Below are 19,410 nucleotides of genomic sequence, written 5' to 3' on the forward strand. Positions count from 1 at the left end.
GCGGGCTTTTTGTTTATCGGGGATCAGACGCCGACGTGGAAGGCCTGCTTGAGGTTGCGGATGAAGTCCGCGTCCCGGCACAGGGTCTTGCCCGGGCTGTCGGAGATCTTGGCGACCGGGCCGCCATTGCACTCCATCAGCTTGAACACGATGTTCATGGGGCTGACTCCCGGCAGATCGCAGGTGAGCTTGGTGCCGATGCCGAAGCTGGTGTTGATGCGACCGCGGAAGTGACGGAACAGCTCCACCGCCTTGTCCAGATTGAGACCATCGGAGAACACCAGCGTCTTCTCGGTGGGGTCGATGCCGAGGCGCTGGTAGTGGCTGATGGCCTTCTCCCCCCATACTACGGGATCGCCGGAGTCGTGGCGCAGCCCCTGATAGCGGCTGGCCAGCTCGAAGTCGAAGTCCCGCAGGAAGGCATCCATGGTGATGCAGTCGGTCAGGGCGATGCCGAGATGGTTGGTGAACTCGTCCAGCCAGCTGATGAGGGCGGCGCGCTGGCTGTGCTCCAGCGGGAAGCCGAGCTGCTGGTGGGCCTGGAACCACTCGTGGGCCTGGGTGCCCACCGCCGGCAGCCCGTACTTCTGGGCCAGCTGGTAGTTGCTGGTGCCGCGAAACGCCGGCAGCCGCTCCTTGAGGCGGCCCACCACGGCATCCTGCACCGCGTGGGAGAAGCGACGACGGGTGCCGAAGTCGATGAGATTGAACTCCTTCATCTCCGCCGGGCTCAGGGTCCGCTCCAGCTTGTCTATCTTCTGATCCAGCCGGGTCAGGGCCTGGCTCACCCCGAACTGGGGATAGCGGAAGCGGTTGCGCATCTCGCTGATGATGGCGAGCACCGGGATCTCCCACAGGATAACGTCCTGCCAGGGGCCTTCGACCCGCACATTGATGCGGCCATCTTGCTCGAATACCCGCAGCAATGAGGCATCCAGCGGCTTTCTACGCAGGTGATCCAGGTAGTCGGCGGTAAAGAAGGGGCGCTCGGCCAGGAAGTTGAGTTCGGGCCGGGTGAGCCGCAATGAGCCGGCGAGGCGCAGCTGCTCCTCGATCTCCCCCATCATGGGCAGCAGATCTTCCTCGTTGCGGCTGTGGAACTCTGCCACTACCTCGGCATCGGGGTAGCGATGGAACACCGCCTGCTGCATGTGCAGCTTGTAGGCATCGGTGTCGAGCAGGCTGTTGAGAATGGGAGGCATATCAGACTCCTCGCAGGCGGGAGCGAACGGCATCGCTCTGCTGCATGGGTAGCTCGCGGGCGCCGGTATCGGATGGGCAGTGGCGAATGGAAGGCATATCAGACGTCCAGCAGCTGTTGTACATGGGTCAGGGTCTGGGCCAGCTCGGCCCCGGCCTCGATCATCTGGGTGCGGGCCTGGGCGACCGTCTCGGGGGCTATGCCACGGCAGGCGTCGAGGTGGACGATGACCCTGAAGCCGGCGCGGCGCAGCTGCAGCACGCTGGTCTTGACGCAGTAGTCGGTGGCCAGGCCGCCAACCAGAACTGTATCGACGCCGCGAGCCTGCAGGAACTCGATGAGTCCTGTGCTGCGTCGCTCCGCCAGATCGTGGAAGCAGGCGCCGTAGGGATGCAGATCCGGCTCGACCCCCTTCCAGACGAAGAAGTCGTAGTCGATGGGGGCGGGCAGGCCGTCCAGCAGCTCGAAGCCCGGGGTGCCCGGTACGCAGTGGGCCGGCCAGGTGAGGTCGGCGTTCGGCAAGTCCAGGGGCAGCAGCATGCCGGCGGGATCGGTCACGACCCAGGCGGCGTTGCGGGGGTGGGCATCCTTGCTGCCGGCTCGCAGGCTGGCGAGGGCCGCCTGGGCGTTGAGCGCAGCCGCTATCTCATCCCCGCCCGCGACGGGCAGTTCGTTCGGGCAGAGGGGGGTGAATCCCTTCTGCGCATCAATATCCAGGCTGGCGACGATTCCCATGGGTGGCTCCTGCACATAATATTCTTGTGATATTATCTACCAAACATTATTAGAAGGCGAGCAGGTCGACCGAGATGCCGAGAATGAGTCTGGATATGGTGGTGCTGCGGCTGAACGAGGAGCGGCTCGAGCTGCTCCTCGAGACCCGCGATCGCCCCCCCTTTGCCCAATGCTGGCAACTGCCGGCCCTGCGCATCGACGAGACCCGCGACCGGGATCTGGACGCAGCCCGCCATCGCCTGCTGACGGAGTGGGGGCTGGGGGACTGCTACAGCGAGCAGGTCTGCACCCTCGGCAATCTGGAGCGGGATCCCCGCGGCTGGTCCACCACTCTGGTCTATCTCTGTCTGGTGGAGCCCGAGGTGGAGGCGGTGCGCGGCTGCTGGCACCCGCTTTCGGCCCTGCCGGGGCTGGGCCTCGCCTTCGACCATGTCCATCTCATCGCCAAGGGGCTGGAGCGGCTGCGCATCAAGAGCCGCTACAGCACGCTGCCGCTGCAACTGCTGGGGAGCGAGTTCACCCTCTCCGAGGTGCAGCGCGCCTTCGAAATCATTCTGCAGACTCCCATGAACACGGCGGCCTTTCGCAAACGCATCCACCGTGCCGACGTCCTGGTGGATACCGGCCGCAAGCGCACCGGCAAGCAGCGCCCCGCCATCCTCTATCGGCTGGAGAACCCAAGCTGCGTGATGTTCGATCAGGTGATGAACGGGGCTGAGGCATGAAGGTGTACCGACTACAGTGGTCGAATGTCTATCCGCCAGACCCGGCTGCATGGCGTTATGGTGATCGGGTAAGTGGCTATCCCATCTGCTAACAGGGAGTTGAGGCATGAGTGAGGCAGGTGTACAGAGGGTATTGGTGAGCGCCTGTTTGCTGGGGCAGCCGGTGCGTTACGATGGCCAGAGCAAGGGCATCGTCAGCGACTGGCTGGCGGCTCTGGGGGCCGAGGGGCGAGTGCTCTCATTCTGCCCCGAGGTGGCGGGCGGCCTGCCAACCCCGCGCCCCCCTGCCGAGCGCCAGGGTGAGCGGGTGCTGACAGAGAGCGGGCTGGATGTGACGGCCGAGTTCGATCGCGGCGCCGAACTGGCGCTGCAACTCTGTCAGGCTCAGGGCATTCGCTTCGCCCTGCTCAAAGAAGGGAGCCCCTCCTGTGGCAGCGGCCGCATCTACAACGGCCGCTTCGAGGGGATCTCGGTGGCGGGGGCGGGCAAGACCACGGCCCTGCTGCGCCGCCACGGGATCCGCGTCTTCTCGGAGGATCAGCTGCCCGAGTTGGCCTCGGCGCTCTCGTCCGCCACCGCCTTGGGAGCGGGGGCAGGCTCGGCCTGAGTGGCCTCTGCTCCCTGCCACTGGCTCAGCACCCGATCTTTTTCCTGCCAGCGCTGGTTCAGCCACTGCTGGAAACCGCGCTTGAACTGCTTGTCGTTGAAGTAATCCCCCACCAGCTGCTCGTCCACCGGCAGCTCCTCGATGCGTACCCGAATGCGCTTCATCCGCCCCATCAGAAAGTCCTTGAACGGCGTCGCCATGTTGTCCGGATAGCTGATGGTGACGTTGATCAGGCTGTCGAACTGATCCCCCATGGCCGCCAGTGTGAAGGCGAGCCCCGCCGCCTTGGGGGGCATCAGGTGACGATAGGGGGAGCGCACCGTATCCCGCTTGGGCTCGGTAAACCGGGTGCCTTCCACGAAGTTGATGACAGTGGTCGGGATGTGGCGGAATTTCTCACAGGCGCTGCGAGTCGTTTCGATGTCTTTACCTCTCAGGTGAGGGTTTTTCAGCAGGAACGATCGTGAATAGCGGCGCATGAAGGGCATGTCCAGCCCCCAGCAGGCGAGCCCTAGCAGGGGGATGTAGATGAGCTCGTGCTTCATGAAGAACTTGGGCACCGGCAGCCTGTCCCGGAACAGGTGACCCAGCACCACTATGTCGGTCCAGCTCATGTGGTTGCTGACGATCAGGTACCAGCCATCCTTGCGCAGCCGGGTGTCGTCCTCCACCTGCCACTGGATGCGGGTAGTGAGGCGGATCACCAGGGCGTTGCAGGCCAACCACAGGCGCATGAAGCGGTTGTTGAGGCGGCTGAAGGCGCGGCCGAAGGCCGGGATCGGCAGCAGCAGTTTCGCCAGGGAGACCAGCAGGATCAGGCTGGCGCACAGGGCGGTGAACAAAATGGTCAGGCCGGCGCTGATGAGCAGCACCAGGGGGCCGGGGAGCAGGCTTAGCATGGCGTCCTTTAGGGCGTCTCGTTCGCCAGCAGCTGGTTCAGGGTCAGGTCCTTCTCGTGCCAGATCCCGTTCAACCACTGCTGAAACTCTTGTTGGAATTCGGGGTCATTGAAGTAATCCCCCACCAGATTGCGTTCGATCGGCAAGAAGCGGACCCGAACCTTGATCTCCCTGACTCGACCGCACATGAAGTCCCAGTAACTGGGGATGCCGCCCGGATAGGCGATGGTGACATCCACCAGCTTGTGCAGTTGATCCCCCATGGCAGCCAGGGTGAAGGCGACCCCGCCGGCCCTCGGATGCAGCAGGTGACGGTAGGGGGCGGCCTGTTTGTCATGCTTGCGGGCGGTGAAGCGGGTGCCCTCCACGAAGTTCATCACACTCACCGGAATATGGCGGAACTTGGCACAGGCCTTGCGGGTAGTTTCTATGTCTTTTCCCTTCAGATGGGGGTGTTTTTCCAGAAATTTACGGGAATAACGCCGCATGAAGGGGAAATCCAGCGCCCACCAGGCCAGGCCGAGAAAAGGTACCCAAATCAGTTCTTTCTTGAGGAAAAACTTCAGGAAGGGGATTTTCTGATTAAAAATCCGCTGCAATACCAGTATGTCGACCCAGGATTGATGGTTGGCGATGACCATATACCACTCATTCCGGCTCCCTTTGTCCACTCCGACCACCTCAAAAGGGGTTCTGATGATGACTTTCTGGATCAGATTGTTGAAACCTATCCAGCAGCCGGCGCTGCCGTCCAGCAGCGCGTTGCACAGGGTGCGCCACCCCCTGAGGGGCAGCAGCAGCTTGAGCAGGCCCAGCAGCAGTATGGGGACAAACCAGAACAGGGTGTTGAGGAAATAGAGCAGGGTCGAGAGGCTGCCGCGCAGTCCCTCTATCAGCTTGTTGGCCATGAGTCGGGTCCGTTTCTTGTCTATGGATGACCAGCAAGTGGTCAGATCTGTGCCCATATTATCAGCCGCTGGCCCGTTAAACCATGCAGAGCCCATCTCGAACGAGGCCCTTGCCGTCATGACATCCTCTCGCTCAGCCGCTGCGCAGCCGGGAGAGCAGCCTGTCCATGGCGCGGTAACCGAGTGCCTCGATCAGGTGTTCCTTGCCAATATCGGGCCGCCCCGCCAGATCGGCTATGGTGCGGGATACTCGCAGGATGCGGTGCCAGGCCCGTATGCTGAGGCCGAGCCGCTGGATGGCGTTCTCCAGAAATTCGGCGTCCTGTGGCGATAATCGGCAAACGACCTCGATTTCGCGGCTATCCAGCAGATTGTTGAGCTTTCCACTGCGGGCCAGCATGCGGGCCCTCGCCCCCAGCACTCGCTCGCGGATCTGCCGGCTCGATTCGCCGCGCTCCACCTTGCCGGTGAGGCTGCCCTTGGGCAGCAGCGGCACCTCCACCGTCAGATCGAACCGGTCGAGGAAGGGGCCGGAGAGCTTGCCGAGGTAGCGCAGGATCTGATCCGGGCTGGAGCGGGTCTGGCCGTCCCCGTAATGGCCGCAGGGGCTGGGATTCATGGCGCCGATGAGCTGGAAACGGGCGGGAAAATCCACCTGACGAGCAGCCCGGCTGATGGTGATATGGCCGGTCTCCAGGGGTTCGCGCAGGGCGTCGAGCACCTTGCGCTCGAACTCCGGCAACTCGTCCAGAAACAACACGCCATTGTGGGCGAGGGAGATCTCCCCCGGCCTCGGGTGGCTGCCACCGCCGACCAGGGCTACGGCGGAGGCGCTGTGATGGGGCGTGCGATAGGGCCTGTGGTGCCAGTGACCGGCCCGCGGGGTCAGGCCGCCGATGGAGTGGATGGCGGCGGTCTGCTGCGCCTCCTGCTCGCTCAGCGGCGGCAAGATGCCGGGCAAGCGGCTCGCCAGCATGCTCTTGCCTGTGCCGGGCGGGCCGATGAACAGCAGGTTGTGGCTGCCGGCGGCGGCGATCTCCAGCGCGCGCTTGGCCTGAGACTGGCCGATCACGTCCTGCAGATCCGGGATATCGGGCAAGATCTCCGTGCTCTGGAGCTCGGGCAGGGGCAGCTCATACTGGCCCGCCAGCCAGGCGGTGACCGCCAGCAGCTGATGGGCGGTGCGCACCTCGGCATCCTGGATGAGGGAGGCCTCCTGGCCATTCTCCCTCGGCACCAGCAGGGTGCGCCCCGCATCCCGGCAGGCGAGCACGGCGGGCAGCACCCCCAGCACGGGGCGGATCTCGCCGGTCAGGGCGAGTTCCCCTAAAAATTCGTGATCGAGCAGGTATTTTGCAGGTATCTGCTTGGAAGCAGCGAGAATACCGATGGCGATGGCCAGATCGAAACGGCCCCCCTCCTTGGGCAGATCGGCGGGGGCCAGGTTGACCGTGATGTGCTTGGAGGGAAACTCGAAGTTGCCGTTGAGCAGGGCGCTGCGCACCCTGTCCCGGGACTCCTTCACCGAGGTCTCCGGCAGCCCCACCATGTTGAAGGCGGGCAGGCCGTTGGAGAGGTGGACCTCCACCGTCACCTGAGGGGCAGAGATGCCCAGGCTGGCACGGCTATAAACCACAGCTAATGACATAAATCCCGTCCTTGGTTTGATGTATATGCTGGTTAACCGTTTTTTATTAGTTTTTTGTTCCAGTAATGGGCACTGGGCTTGCGTTTATACAGAGTCTTGTCAGGTAAAAAGTGCTTGCCCAATGAAAATCACCGTGCTAGTTCTAATAGCCATTCGCGGCAAGAACCGCCCAATTTCACAGGATTTCCGGTTGTAACTATGAACATGGCCTCCCGTTTCGTCAGCATTATTGTGGTCCTAGTGGTGATTATTATCTCACCGCTCGGGGCTCGTTTAGCTGCACGGAACAAGGGATAGACCCACCACCGGACAGAACGAAAACAAGCGACCCCCGAGCCTAACGGCCCGGGGGTTTTTTTTCGACCAAAGGACAGGATTTTCCACATGAACGGCGCGCAGTTTTTGGTACAGGCTCTCAAGAAACAGGGTGTGACCCAGGTGTTTGGCTACCCGGGCGGGGCCATCATGCCGGTCTACGACGCTCTGTATGACGGTGGCCTGGCCCATCAGCTCTGCCGCCACGAGCAGGGGGCTGCCATGGCCGCCGTGGGTTATGCCCGTGCCTCCGGCCAGGTGGGGGTCTGCATCGCCACCTCGGGTCCGGGCGCCACCAACCTGGTGACCGGGCTGGCGGAGGCGCTGCTGGACTCCGTCCCCCTGGTGGCCATTAGTGGTCAGGTGCCCTGCGCCGCCGTGGGCACCGATGCCTTCCAGGAGGTCGACGTGCTCGGCTTGTCCCTCTCCTGCACCAAGCACTCCTTCATGGTCACGGATCCCGCCGAACTGGGGCAGGTGCTGGCAGAAGCCTTCGCCATCGCCACCTCGGGTCGCCCCGGCCCCGTGCTCATCGATCTGCCCAAGGATGTGCAACTGGCCGCCGTGCCGAAGCAGAGCCCGCTGTTCGCGGTGGAGGAGCTGCAGGCGCTCAACCCGTCGGAATTGACGGCTGCCCGCACCCTGCTGGCCGCCGCCGAGCGCCCCGTGCTCTACGTCGGTGGCGGGGTGGGCATGGCGAATGCGGAAGAACAGCTGCGTGACTTTGCCGCCGCCACCGGCATGCCGGCGGTCACCACCCTCAAGGGCATAGGGGCGCTGGATCCCGACAGCGCCGTCTACCTCGGCATGCTCGGCATGCACGGCACTAAGGCCGCCAACCTGGCGGTGCAGCAGTGCGATCTGCTGCTGGTGGTGGGGGCCCGTTTCGATGATCGGGTGACCGGCAAGCTGGACGAGTTCGCCCCCCACGCCAAGGTGATCCATCTGGACGTGGACGCCGCCGAGTTCGGCAAGCGCCGCGCCGCCGAGGTGGGGATCACCACGGATCTGACCCTGGTGCTGCCCGCGCTCGCCATGGCCCTCGACATAACCCCCTGGCGTGAGCACTGCGCCGCCATGGCCAGGGAATACGCGTTTCGCTACGACCACCCGGGCCAGGCCATCTATGCCCCGGCCCTGCTCAAAGAGCTTTCTTCTCGTCTGCCCGAGAGCAGCGTGGTGGCCTGCGACGTGGGCCAGCACCAGATGTGGGTGGCCCAGCACATGCGCTTCACCAGCCCGCGCAACCACCTCTCCAGCGCCGGTCTCGGCACCATGGGCTTCGGCCTGCCCGCCGCCATCGGTGCCAAGATGTCGCGCCCGGAGGATGAAGCTGTGCTGGTGAGCGGGGATGGCTCCTTCATGATGAACGTGCAGGAGCTCGGCACCATTCGCCGCGCCCAACTCCAGGTGAAGATGGTGTTGCTGGACAACCAGCGCCTCGGCATGGTGCGCCAGTGGCAGGAGCTGTTCTTCGATGGCCGTTACAGCGAGACCATCCTCTCCGACAACCCCGACTTCGTCGCCCTGGCCGCCGCCTTCGGCATCCCGGGCGAGACCATCACATGCAAGGAGCAGATAGCCGGTGCCCTTGATCGCCTGCTGGCGAGCGAGAGCGCCTACCTGCTGCATGTGGCGATTTCAGAGGAAGAAAACGTCTGGCCCCTGGTTCCCCCGGGAGTCGCGAACCACAAGATGATGGAGCAACGCCCATGAACCAGTACAGTCAGCACCAGCACACCCTGCATATCCACGCCCAGCCCAGACCCGAAGTGATGGAACGGGTGCTGCGGGTGGTCCGCCACCGCGGCTTCGCCCTCAATGCCCTGCATATGGAGCAGGATTGCCAACAGCTGCGGATCACGGTTACTGTCGAGTCGGAGCGTCCCATCCAGCAGTTGTGGAGCCAGCTGAATAAGCTGGTGGACGTCTCCCGGGTCGATGCACTGGAACAGCCATCCCGGATCAGCGCTTAAGGAGCAAAGCCAATGTCACAGCCTTCCCAATCCGCCAATCAGCCCCAATACATCTGGTTCAACGGCAAGATGGTGTCCTGGCAGGATGCCCAGGTTCACGTCATGAGCCATGCCCTGCACTACGGCTCCTCCGTGTTCGAGGGGGTGCGTGCCTACGATACCCCCAAGGGCACCTGCATCTTCCGCCTGCAGGAGCACACCCGCCGTCTGTTCGACTCCGCCAGGATCTACTGGATGGACCTGCCCTATGGCGAGGCCGAGGTGAACGAGGCCTGCCGCGCCGTGGTGCGTGAGAACGGTCTGAAGAGCGGCTATCTGCGCCCCCTGGCCTTCATCGGCAACGTGGGGTTGGGGCTGCATCCGCCGCTCGATGCCAAGGCCGATCTCATGATCGCCGCCGTTCCCTGGGGCGCCTATCTGGGGGAAGAGGGGCTGAAGAACGGGGTGGATGTGTGCGTCACCTCCTGGAACCGGCTCGCGCCGAACACCATCCCCACCGGTGCCAAGGCGGGCGGCAACTATCTGTCGTCCCAGCTCATCAGCCGGGAGGCCAAGCGCAACGGCTTCGCCGAAGGGCTGGCGCTGGACGTGAACGGCTACCTGAGCGAGGGGGCGGGGGAGAACCTCTTCCTGGTGAAGAATGGCGTGCTGTTCACGCCCCCCGCCACCGCCGCCATCCTGCCCGGCATCACCCGCGACACCATCATGACCCTAGCCCGTGACCTGGGTTACGAGGTGCGCGAGCAGGCGCTGCCACGCGAGGCGCTGTATGTGGCGGACGAGATCTTCATGACCGGTACCGCCGCTGAGGTGACCCCGGTGCGCTCCGTGGATCGGATGAAGGTCAGGGCCGGCAGCCGTGGCCCCGTGACCGAGCAGTTGCAGAACGCCTTCTTCGGCCTGTTCAACGGCCAGACCGAAGACAAATGGGGCTGGTTGACCCCAGTCAGAGATTGATGAGCACGGGGAGGCTAGGCCTCCCCGAGTCGCCTCTGCTCAGTGGCGCCGGCGTGCATTGAGCAGAGTCGATTGCCGACTCGCGAGTCACATTCATGTTTCAAAGATAATGAGCCCCATGGGCATTCAGGGAGTAGAGACAATGCCGAAGTTGAGATCCGCCACCACCACCCACGGACGTAACATGGCCGGGGCCCGCGCGCTCTGGCGTGCCACCGGCATGACCGATCAGGATTTTGGCAAGCCCATCATCGCCGTGGTCAACTCCTTCACCCAGTTCGTACCGGGCCACGTGCACCTCAAGGATCTCGGCCAGCTGGTGGCCCGCGAGATCGAGGCCGCCGGCGGGGTCGCCAAGGAGTTCAACACCATAGCCGTGGATGACGGCATCGCCATGGGCCACGGCGGCATGCTCTATTCCCTGCCTTCACGCGAACTGATTGCCGATTCCGTGGAGTATATGGTCAACGCCCACTGCGCCGATGCCATGGTCTGCATCTCCAACTGCGACAAGATCACCCCTGGGATGCTGATGGCCGCCCTGCGCATCAACATCCCGGTGATCTTCGTCTCCGGCGGCCCCATGGAGGCGGGCAAGACCAAGCTGTCGGATCAGATCATCAAGCTGGATCTGGTGGACGCCATGATCCAGGGGGCCGATCCCAAGGTCTCCGACGCCCAGAGCGAACAGGTCGAGCGCAGCGCCTGCCCCACCTGCGGCTCCTGCTCCGGCATGTTCACCGCCAACTCCATGAATTGCCTGACCGAGGCCCTCGGCCTCTCCCAGCCGGGCAACGGCTCCATGCTGGCGACCCACGCGGATCGGGAGCAGCTGTTCAAGCTGGCGGGCCAGCGCATCGTCTCCCTGGCCAAGCGTTGGTATGAGCAGGAAGACCCGACCGCCCTGCCGCGCAACATCGCCACCAAGGCGGCGTTCGAGAACGCCATGGCGCTGGACATCGCCATGGGCGGCTCCACCAATACGGTGCTGCACCTGCTGGCGGCGGCCCAGGAGGCCGGGGTGGACTTCACCATGGCCGACATCGATCGCATGTCCCGCAAGGTGCCCCAGCTGTGCAAGGTGGCCCCTTCCACCCAGAAATACCACATGGAGGACGTGCACCGCGCCGGTGGCGTGGTTGCGATCCTGGGTCAGCTGGAGAAGGCCGGTCTGGTGCATGGGGATGCCCGCAACGTGCTCGGCACCTCCCTCGTCGAGCTGCTGGCGCAATACGACGTCAGCCGCTGCGACGACCAGGCGGTGCACGACTTCTACCGTGCGGGCCCGGCGGGCATCCGCACCACCAAGGCGTTCAGCCAGGATTGCCGCTGGCCGGAGCTGGATCTGGACCGCGCCGAGGGCTGCATCCGTTCCCTGGACAACGCCTACAGCCTGGAGGGGGGCCTGGCCGTGCTGTCCGGCAACCTCGCCATCAACGGTGCCATCGTCAAGACCGCCGGGGTGGATGAGGAGAACCTCCGCTTCCGTGGCCCGGCCCGGGTGTTCGAGAGCCAGGACACCGCAGTGGCGGGTATCCTGGACGGCACCGTGCAGGCCGGCGAGGTCGTGGTGATCCGTTACGAGGGGCCGAAAGGGGGCCCGGGCATGCAGGAGATGCTCTACCCCACCACCTATCTCAAGTCCATGGGGCTCGGCAAGGCCTGCGCCCTGATCACGGACGGGCGCTTCTCCGGCGGCACCTCGGGCCTCTCCATCGGCCACGTCTCCCCGGAGGCGGCCTCCGGCGGCACCATAGGCCTGGTGGAGGATGGCGACATCATCAACATCGACATCCCGGCCCGCAGCATGGTGCTGGAAGTGGCCGACAGCGTGCTGGCCGCGCGTCGCGCCGCCGTCGATGCCCGTGGCTGGAAGCCGCTCAACCGTCAGCGTCAGGTCTCCTATGCCCTGCGTGCCTACGCCATGCTGGCCACCAGTGCCGACAAGGGCGCGGTGCGCGATCTCAGCAAGCTGGAGGAGTGAGCCATGGTCTCTGCGGCGGATTATCTACGCAAGGTGTTGCTCTCCCCCGTCTATGAGGCGGCGCGAGTGACACCGCTGCAAACCCTCAAGAAATTGTCCGAACGGCTCGGCAATCACGTAGCCCTCAAGCGGGAGGACCTGCAACCGGTGCACTCCTTCAAGCTGCGAGGTGCCTATCACAAGATCGCGACCCTGACCCAGGAGCAGAAGGAGCGCGGCGTTATCGCCGCCTCCGCCGGCAACCACGCCCAGGGGGTCGCCCTGTCGGCGGCCAAGCTCGGCATCAAGGCCATCATAGTGATGCCCACCACCACCCCGGACATCAAGATCGACGCGGTGCGCCGCCAGGGCGGCAACGTGCTGCTGTTTGGCAACAGCTTCGACGAGGCCTACGGCGAGAGCCGCCGCCTCGCCGAGAGCGAGGGTTATACCCTGATCCCGCCGTTCGACGACGTCGAGGTGATCGCGGGCCAGGGCACCATAGGCAAGGAGCTGCTGGAGCAGGATACCCATCTCACCCATGTGTTCGTGCCGGTGGGGGGTGGCGGCCTGGCCGCCGGGGTGGCGGTCTACATCAAGCAGCTGCTGCCGGATGTGAAGGTGATCGGGGTGGAGGCGGAGGGCTCCGCCTGCCTCAAGGCGGCGCTGGCGGCCGGTGAGCCGGTCAATCTGGATCGGGTCTCCCTGTTTGCGGACGGAGTGGCGGTCAAGCGCATCGGTGAGGAGACCTTCCGCCTGTGCAACCAGTATCTGGACGAGGTAGTGACCGTCTCCAACGACCAGATCTGCGCGGCCCTCAAGGACATCTTTGACGACTGCCGCGCTATCGCCGAGCCGTCGGGTGCCCTGTCCCTGGCGGGGCTCAAGGCCTACAGCGAGCGGGAGCAGGTCAAGGGCGGGCGCATGGCGGCCATCCTGTCCGGCGCCAACGTCAACTTCCACAGCCTGCGCTACGTGTCGGAGCGCTGCGAGATCGGCGAGAAGCGCGAGGGCATGCTGGCGGTGACCATCCCCGAGCGCAAGGGGGCCTTCCTCGACTTCTGCCGCCAGCTCGGGCCTCGCATGGTGACCGAGTTCAACTATCGTTACGCGGACGCCGAACAGGCCTCGCTGTTCGTCTCGGTGCGCCTCACCGGCGGTGACGAGGAGCTGGGCCAGATCATCGATCAGCTCGGCGGCAACGGCTACCCCGTGGTCAACATGACCGAGAGCGAGCTGGCCAAGAATCACGTGCGCTACATGATTGGCGGCCGCCCGGCGCGGCCGCTGGGCGAGAGGCTCTACAGCTTCAAGTTCCCGGAGCAACCGGGGGCCCTGATGCGCTTCCTGGAGACCCTCGGCTGTCGCTGGAACATCAGCCTGTTCCACTACCGCAACCACGGCGCCGACTATGGCCGGGTGCTCTGCGCCTTCGAACTGCCGGACGAGGACGTGGCCGCCTTCCACGACTACCTGCACGAGCTGGGGTACGGCTGGAAGGAGGTGAGCGAGGATCCCGCCTACAGGTTATTCCTGGCAAGCGAGAGTCGGAGGGACTGAACGCCTAGCCCTGATCCACGACCGGAGAGCCTCGCTCTCCGGTTTTTTATGGTGCGTTGCACGAGGTCGGCGATGGTTGGCAGGAGATGAACGAGGATCCCATCTGCACGGTTGTTCCTGGCGAGCTAGACTTGGTTGCTGGCAACCGTCTGAAAACGAAGGGCTTTGCCCTTCGTTTTTTATGGGCGGTACGGGGAAAGGGGCTTGTGTGGGTCGATAATGTCGCCAATATCACACTCCTGAGTCCCTGGTCATTTGAGGCTGGTCACAGATGGGATAATCTGGGCGCGGGGCTTGCGTTCGGGGCCCCGTCAGGGAAGAGAGGCGCATCCAGCGTCATAACAATTCATTGCAGGGGCTCATCATGAACAAGTCTATGCTCGCCGCCCTCATCGGCGGTCTGATGGCATCGGGGGCGGCGTCGGCCGCCGCCCAGGACAACACCTGGTATGTCGGCGGCAAGGCTGGCTGGCCCAACTACTACGGGGTGGATTACGACTCCCAGATCGAGAATATGCTGGATGCCGCCAGGGTGAACGAAAACAGCGACGATCTGGGGCTGGGGGCCTTCGCGGGCTATCAGATCAATCGCAACCTGGCCGTCGAGCTGGGCTATGACTGGCTCGGCAAGTACGAGGTGGACAGACACTATACGGGCAATGGCATAGATTCCGGACTGGAGGGTGAGGCCAAGGCCCAGATGGTGCAGGCCACCATGAGGATCATCCTGCCCGCGACCTCGGCCCTGGACATCTATGGCCGCCTGGGGGGCGCCTACGCCTGGACCGACAGTTCCATCAACGCCTGGTACCGGGACGGCGTCAATTCCCTGTCGGAGTCGAACAGCGGCAACTACCACGGGGCCGCCTTCGTGGGCGCGCTCGGGGTTGAATACGCCATCGACAAGGATTGGGCCGCCCGCTTCGAGTATCAGTACACCACCCCTCTTGGCAAGACCTCCCCCGGGGAGTCCGGCATAGAAATGGACAACGGCCTGCTGTCGGTCGGCATGCTCTACCGCTTCGGCCAGATAGGTGACGAGCCGGTGGCGCCGACTCCGGCCCCTGAACCCGCGCCGGCCCCCGTGCTGGTGGAGAAGCAGTTCAGCCTGGACTCCGACGTGTTGTTCGAGTTCAACAGGGCCACCCTGAAGCAGGAGGCGAGCCAGGCGCTGGACAACCTGTTCGCCCAGATCCTGGCCGCCAATCCGAAGGACGGGATCGCCACCGTCATCGGTCACACCGATCGCCTGGGCTCCGATGCCTACAACCAGTCCCTGTCCGAGCAGCGTGCCCGCACGGTGGCGGATTATCTCATCGCCAAGGGGCTGTTTGCCGACAAGGTGCGGGCAGAGGGACGGGGTGAGTCCTCCCCGGTGACCGGAGGCAGCTGCCCGAATGCGGCCAAGGCCCAGATGATCGCCTGCCTGGCCCCGGATCGCCGGGTCGAGGTAAGGCTGACCGGGGTCTCCCAGGCTGCCGAATAGGCAGGAGCCGTAATGAGGTAAACATAACGAGGGGGCCAAGGCCCCCTCGTTGTTTTCGGGCAATCACCCTCATCCCCAACACTTCTCCCGCGAGGGGGAGAAGTGAGCAAACACGACATGGCGAGTGTTCACTATTATCGCTAGTTCAACTCGGTGGGGTCGATATCCAGGCTCCAGCGCACCTTCTTGGTCTCCGGCCAGCCGTCCAGCTCCTTGACCGCCCAGTCCAGCAGATGGGACAGGGGGGCCCGGTTCGGCCCCTGTACCAGCAACTGCATGCGGAACTTGCCCGCCTTGCGCTCCATGAAGCCGCTGATGGGTCCCAGCACCTGCACCTGGGGGTAGCGGGCGCTGTGCAGGGTGTCGGCGAGGCGGCCGAGGAACAGCTGCACCTCGTCGCGGCCGTTGGCCTCGGCCCGGAACAGCCCCTGATAGCTGAAGGGCGGCAACCCCAGCAGGCGGCGCTCCTTCAGCGCCGTGTCGGCGAAGTGGCCATAGCCGTTCTGGGTCAGATCCTGCAGCAGGGCGTGCTCCGGATGGTGGCTCTGCAGCACCACCAGGCCCGGTTTGCTGGCGCGCCCGGCCCGGCCTGCGACCTGGGTGTAGAGCTGGGCCAGCTTCTCGGCGGCGCGAAAATCGGCGCTGAACAGGGCGCCATCTACGTCCAGCAGGCCCACCAGGGTCACATCCGGGAAGTGGTGGCCCTTGGCCAGCATCTGGGTGCCGATGAGGATCTTGTACTTGCCGGCCTTGATGTCGCCGAGATGGGTCTCCAGTTCCCCCTTGCGGCGGGTGTTGTCTCTATCGATGCGCACCACGGGATATTGCGGGAACAGGGTGCTGAGCAGCTGCTCCAGCTGTTCGGTGCCCACCCCGGAGCCGATCAGCTCGCTGCTGCCGCATTCCGGGCAGTGGTGGGGCAGGGGCCGGACGCTGTCGCAGTGGTGGCAGTGCAGTCGCCGCCCGGCCTGATGCCAGGTGTACCAGGCGTCGCAGCGCTCGCAGGCGGCGCTCCAACCGCACTGGTGGCAGATGAGGGCCGGGGCATAGCCGCGGCGGTTCAGGAACAGCATCACCTGATTGCCCGCCCCAAGGTGCTCCGCCATCAGCTGCTCCAGCTGGGGGGAGAGGCCGGCCTGCAGCCGTACGTTCTTGATGTCCAGGATCACCTGGCGGGCGGTCTGGGCGTTGCCGGCGCGCCTCGTCAGGTGCAGGTGGTGATACTTGCCGCTGCGGGCGTTGTGCAGTGTCTCCAGGGAGGGGGTGGCGGAGCCGAGCAAGATGGGAATGCCGGCGCGGTGGGCCCGCATCACGGCGAGATCCCGGGCGTGGTAGCGGAAGCCGTCCTGCTGCTTGAAGGAGCCGTCGTGCTCCTCGTCGATGATGATGATGCCGAGGTTCTTGAACGGGGTGAACACGGCGGAGCGGGTGCCGATGAGGATGGCTGCGCCCCCGTCCCGGCAGGCGAGCCAGGCATCGAGCCGCTCCCTGTCGTTCATGGCGGAGTTCATGGCCACCACCGGCACCTGGAAGCGGCGGCGGAAGCGGTTGATGGTCTGGGGGGTGAGGCCTATCTCCGGCACCATCACCAGGGCCTGCTTGCCCGCCTTGAGCAGGGGCTCGAGGATGCTGAGGTAGACCTCTGTCTTGCCCGATCCCGTGATGCCGTCCAGCAGGAAGGCGCCAAACCTGTCGCTCTGGCTGGTGACGGCGGCCACCGCCAGCGCCTGCTCGCCGTTCAGGCGCAGCCCCTCCCCTGCATCGAAACGGGTGGCCCAGTCCCCTTCATGGCTCGGCTCCAGCGAGCGCTTCTCCAGCAAGCCCTTCTTCTCTAGGGCGGTGAGGGCGGCACCCTGGATCTCCTCCTGCTTGAGGGCGGACGGGGTCTGGGGCCCCTTGCGCAGGAAGGCGAGGGCCTGTTGCTGCTTGGCGGCGCGCTTGAGTTCGTTGAGATCGATCGCCATCCCTGCCTCGGTGGCGAACCAGAACTCCAGCTCCCGATAGGCGGCGGGTTCCCCCTTGCGCACCAGCACCGGCAGGGCGTGGGGCAAGACCTCCCCCAGCGGATGCTGGTAGTAGTTCGCGCTCCAGGCCATCAGCGCCAGTATGTCCGTGCCGAGTACGGGTTCTGCGTCCAGCACCCGTTTGATGGGCTTGAGTTTGCTGCGCGGCACCTGGCTCTCGGCGGGGTGTGCCACCACCAGACCGACCAGGGTCTGGGGGCCGAAGGGGATCTCGACCCGGCAACCGGGGGCAGGCAAGGGCAGGGGGGAGAGATAGTCGAAATGACGGCGCAGGGGCACCGGTACAGCGACACGAACCAGATCCAGGATTTGGGAAGAATTCACCAGAGGTTGCCTATTTTTTCTGCGAAGCCACTTGCCTGAACTCAGGCATTTCCTATATTATTCGCAGCCTTTGAAACTGTGTTCAACAATCGTGTGGTGTCCGACAAGAGATCGGATGGCGACACGGCCTATTATCGAGGTTGTCCATGAAAGCTGGTATCCATCCTGACTACGTAGCCATCACCGCCAAGTGCTCTTGCGGTAACGTCATCAACACCTTCTCTACCATTGGTAAAGATCTGAACCTGGACGTGTGCTCCGAGTGCCACCCGTTCTATACCGGCAAGCAGAAAGAAGTTTCTAGCGGCGGCCGCGTAGACAAGTTCAACAAGCGTTTCGGTGCGATGACCACCAAGAAGTAATCATACTTCTAAAGCATTCTGAAAAAGGCGCCCAATGGGCGCCTTTTTTGTTGCTCGGCGTTCTGTATTGCCCCGCTTTGTCCTATGGTGGGACTCTCCCTCCTCCCCTTGCGGGAGAAGGAAGAATGAGGGGTGGTCAATGGGAAATACGGGGAGTGTGCAAATGCGTGATTGTCTGGTGATGGGAGCGGCGGGCTACATAGGATCTTATCTGGTACCCCACCTGCAGGGGCTGGGTTACCGGGTGATCGCCGGGGCCAGGCACTCCTGCCGTCTGCCGGAGGGGGTGGAGTTTCGCCTCGCCGATAGCCTCAAGCCCATTACCCTGCTGCCCGCCCTGGCCGGGGTCGATACCGTCTTCTATCTGGTGCACGCCATGGGGGCCGGCGCCGGCTTTCACCGGCTGGAGCAGCAGGGGGTGAAGAACTTCGCCGCCGCCGCCCGCGCCGCCGGGGTGAGACGCATCATCTATCTCGGTGCCATCCAGCCTCACCCCTGCAACAGCCGCCACCTCAACTCCCGCCGCCACTGCGGGGAGCTGTTTCGAGAAGCCGGAGTACCCACGGTGGAGCTAAGAGCCGGCATCATCATAGGCCCGGGCTCGGCCGCTTTCGAGGTGATGCGGGATCTGGTGTTCAACCTGCCCATGATGGTCACCCCCAAGTGGGTGCGCTCCCGTACCCCGCCCATCGCCCTCTCCAACCTGCTGCACTACCTGGTGGGGCTGGTGGAGGCAGAGGGGGTGGACGGCCAGGTGTTCAACGCCGCCGGCCCCGAGCTCCTCAGCTACCAGCAGCAGTTGCAGAAGTTCGCCGCCCATATCGGCAAGCGTTGCCCCATCATTCCGCTCCCCTTCCTGAGCCCGCGTCTGTCCGCCTGGTGGCTGCAGTTCGCCACCTCTGTGCCCCAACCGGTGGCCAAGGCGCTGGTGGGGGGGCTCAAGCACGACATCCCGGCGGACGACGGCCCGCTGCGGGCCCTGTTGCCCCAGCCCCTGCTCAGCTTCGATGAGGCGCTGACCGAGAGCCTGGCGCTGGAGCAGAAGCTGGGTGCCGAGCAGCAGGGGGAGGAGACGCCGCTCGGCCTGCGTTGGCGCCACCCGGAATACGGCTTCTACGATCGCACCGCGAGCGGGGAGGCGGTGTGTCTCGCCTCCCCCGAGGTGGTGTGGCAGGTGTTGCAGCAGCTCGGGGGCGAGCAGCGCTACTTCTACATGAACGAGCTCTGGGTGGTGCGGGAATGGATGGATCACCTGATCGGCGGCCCGGCCCTGACCCGGGGGCGCACCAATCCCGATCGCTTCGTGAAGGGGGACATGCTGGACTCCTGGCAGATCCTGGGAGTGGACGAGGGGCGCAGGCTGGATCTGCTGTTCAACATGAAGGCTCCCGGTGTGGGGCGGCTCGAGTTCAACATCCAGCCGCTGGAGTCCGGTCTGACCCAGCTGAGGGTGACGGCCCACTGGCACCCGCAGGGAGCCTGGGGACTGGCCTACTGGCTCGCCATGCTGCCGTTCCACCTCTTCATCTTCCAGGGCATGACGGAGGCGATCGCCCGCCAGGCGGAGCAGAGGGCCGGTATACCCGTGATGGATTGAAACCATATCTATAACTAAATAGGTATTATTGGGTGGTGTGACATGCTGAAAACCGGCTTGTCAGTAGAGAGGGGCGATAGTTTATGCTGTGAAAGGGCGTCGCTTTTCTTTATGATCCCGGGC

At 64.3% G+C, this 19,410-nt stretch carries 16 protein-coding genes; 10 read left to right on the forward strand and 6 right to left on the reverse strand.

Going from position 1 to position 19,410, the window contains the following annotated elements; genetic code table 11:
- Positions 1–23: 23 nt before the first annotated feature.
- Both pncB and ACT5M9_RS12660 read right to left on the reverse strand, forming a co-directional pair.
- Positions 24–1,202, reverse strand: coding sequence for a nicotinate phosphoribosyltransferase (gene pncB / locus ACT5M9_RS12655; protein WP_457982613.1), 1,179 nt, complete (start codon positions 1,200–1,202; stop codon positions 24–26).
- Positions 1,203–1,300: 98 nt separating this feature from the next.
- The gene (locus ACT5M9_RS12660) at positions 1,301–1,936 is read right to left on the reverse strand and encodes a nicotinamidase (protein ID WP_457982612.1); all 636 of its coding nucleotides are present in this window, start codon (positions 1,934–1,936) and stop codon (positions 1,301–1,303) included.
- A 74-nt stretch (positions 1,937–2,010) separates the two neighbouring features.
- On the opposite strand from ACT5M9_RS12660, the gene ACT5M9_RS12665 reads away from it, so the two are divergent.
- Both ACT5M9_RS12665 and ACT5M9_RS12670 read left to right on the forward strand, forming a co-directional pair.
- Complete coding sequence (locus ACT5M9_RS12665) at positions 2,011–2,661, forward strand: NUDIX hydrolase (RefSeq protein WP_457982611.1); 651 nt, start codon at positions 2,011–2,013, stop codon at positions 2,659–2,661.
- A 106-nt stretch (positions 2,662–2,767) separates the two neighbouring features.
- The gene (locus ACT5M9_RS12670; RefSeq protein WP_457982609.1) at positions 2,768–3,268 is read left to right on the forward strand and encodes a 2-thiouracil desulfurase family protein; all 501 of its coding nucleotides are present in this window, start codon (positions 2,768–2,770) and stop codon (positions 3,266–3,268) included.
- Here ACT5M9_RS12670 and yihG (ACT5M9_RS12675) read toward each other — a convergent pair.
- The 3 genes from yihG (ACT5M9_RS12675) to ACT5M9_RS12685 all read right to left on the reverse strand — a co-directional run bounded on the left by yihG (ACT5M9_RS12675) (position 3,199) and on the right by ACT5M9_RS12685 (position 6,723).
- Complete coding sequence (gene yihG, locus ACT5M9_RS12675; RefSeq protein WP_457982608.1) at positions 3,199–4,167, reverse strand: 1-acylglycerol-3-phosphate O-acyltransferase, YihG family; 969 nt, start codon at positions 4,165–4,167, stop codon at positions 3,199–3,201. The two genes, ACT5M9_RS12670 and yihG (ACT5M9_RS12675), sit on opposite strands and share 70 nt — an antisense overlap.
- A gap of 8 nt (positions 4,168–4,175) precedes the next feature.
- Positions 4,176–5,075: a 1-acylglycerol-3-phosphate O-acyltransferase, YihG family gene (gene yihG, locus ACT5M9_RS12680; protein ID WP_457982606.1), complete on the reverse strand. Its 900-nt coding sequence runs from the start codon at positions 5,073–5,075 to the stop codon at positions 4,176–4,178.
- A gap of 133 nt (positions 5,076–5,208) precedes the next feature.
- A complete protein-coding gene (locus tag ACT5M9_RS12685) occupies positions 5,209–6,723 on the reverse strand; it encodes a YifB family Mg chelatase-like AAA ATPase (RefSeq protein ID WP_457982605.1) in 1,515 nt (504 codons plus the stop codon).
- Between the two features lie 384 nt (positions 6,724–7,107).
- On the opposite strand from ACT5M9_RS12685, the gene ilvG reads away from it, so the two are divergent.
- The 6 genes from ilvG (at position 7,108) to ompA (ending at position 14,980) form a co-directional block, all read left to right on the forward strand.
- Positions 7,108–8,754 carry an acetolactate synthase 2 catalytic subunit gene (gene ilvG, locus ACT5M9_RS12690; protein ID WP_457982603.1) on the forward strand — a complete coding sequence of 549 codons (1,647 nt, stop codon included), beginning with the start codon at positions 7,108–7,110 and terminating at the stop codon, positions 8,752–8,754.
- The gene (ilvM, locus tag ACT5M9_RS12695; protein WP_457982601.1) at positions 8,751–9,014 is read left to right on the forward strand and encodes an acetolactate synthase 2 small subunit; all 264 of its coding nucleotides are present in this window, start codon (positions 8,751–8,753) and stop codon (positions 9,012–9,014) included. Before ilvG ends, ilvM begins: the two co-directional genes overlap by 4 nt.
- Positions 9,015–9,026: 12 nt before the next feature.
- Positions 9,027–9,971 (forward strand): branched-chain amino acid transaminase, encoded by a 945-nt coding sequence (locus ACT5M9_RS12700; protein ID WP_457982600.1) that lies wholly within the window; start codon positions 9,027–9,029, stop codon positions 9,969–9,971.
- Between the two features lie 142 nt (positions 9,972–10,113).
- Positions 10,114–11,955 (forward strand): dihydroxy-acid dehydratase, encoded by a 1,842-nt coding sequence (ilvD, locus tag ACT5M9_RS12705; RefSeq protein WP_457982598.1) that lies wholly within the window; start codon positions 10,114–10,116, stop codon positions 11,953–11,955.
- A 3-nt stretch (positions 11,956–11,958) separates the two neighbouring features.
- Positions 11,959–13,494 (forward strand): threonine ammonia-lyase, biosynthetic, encoded by a 1,536-nt coding sequence (gene ilvA, locus ACT5M9_RS12710; RefSeq protein ID WP_457982596.1) that lies wholly within the window; start codon positions 11,959–11,961, stop codon positions 13,492–13,494.
- A 364-nt stretch (positions 13,495–13,858) separates the two neighbouring features.
- On the forward strand, positions 13,859–14,980 hold the full coding sequence (ompA, locus tag ACT5M9_RS12715) for a porin OmpA (RefSeq protein ID WP_457982594.1): 1,122 nt from the start codon (positions 13,859–13,861) through the stop codon (positions 14,978–14,980).
- A 140-nt stretch (positions 14,981–15,120) separates the two neighbouring features.
- Here the strand turns inward: ompA and priA are convergent, their stop codons facing one another.
- A complete protein-coding gene (gene priA, locus ACT5M9_RS12720; RefSeq protein ID WP_457982592.1) occupies positions 15,121–17,328 on the reverse strand; it encodes a primosomal protein N' in 2,208 nt (735 codons plus the stop codon).
- Positions 17,329–17,474: 146 nt separating this feature from the next.
- Here priA and rpmE point away from each other — a divergent pair, with 146 nt between their 5' ends.
- Entirely contained in the window at positions 17,475–17,690 is a 216-nt protein-coding gene (gene rpmE, locus ACT5M9_RS12725) for a 50S ribosomal protein L31 (RefSeq protein WP_005340673.1), read from the forward strand.
- A gap of 163 nt (positions 17,691–17,853) precedes the next feature.
- Positions 17,854–19,287: a DUF2867 domain-containing protein gene (locus ACT5M9_RS12730; RefSeq protein ID WP_457982591.1), complete on the forward strand. Its 1,434-nt coding sequence runs from the start codon at positions 17,854–17,856 to the stop codon at positions 19,285–19,287.
- The last annotated feature ends 123 nt before the right edge of the window (positions 19,288–19,410 follow it).

It is taken from the genome of Aeromonas sp. AE23HZ002T15 (genome assembly GCF_054165525.2).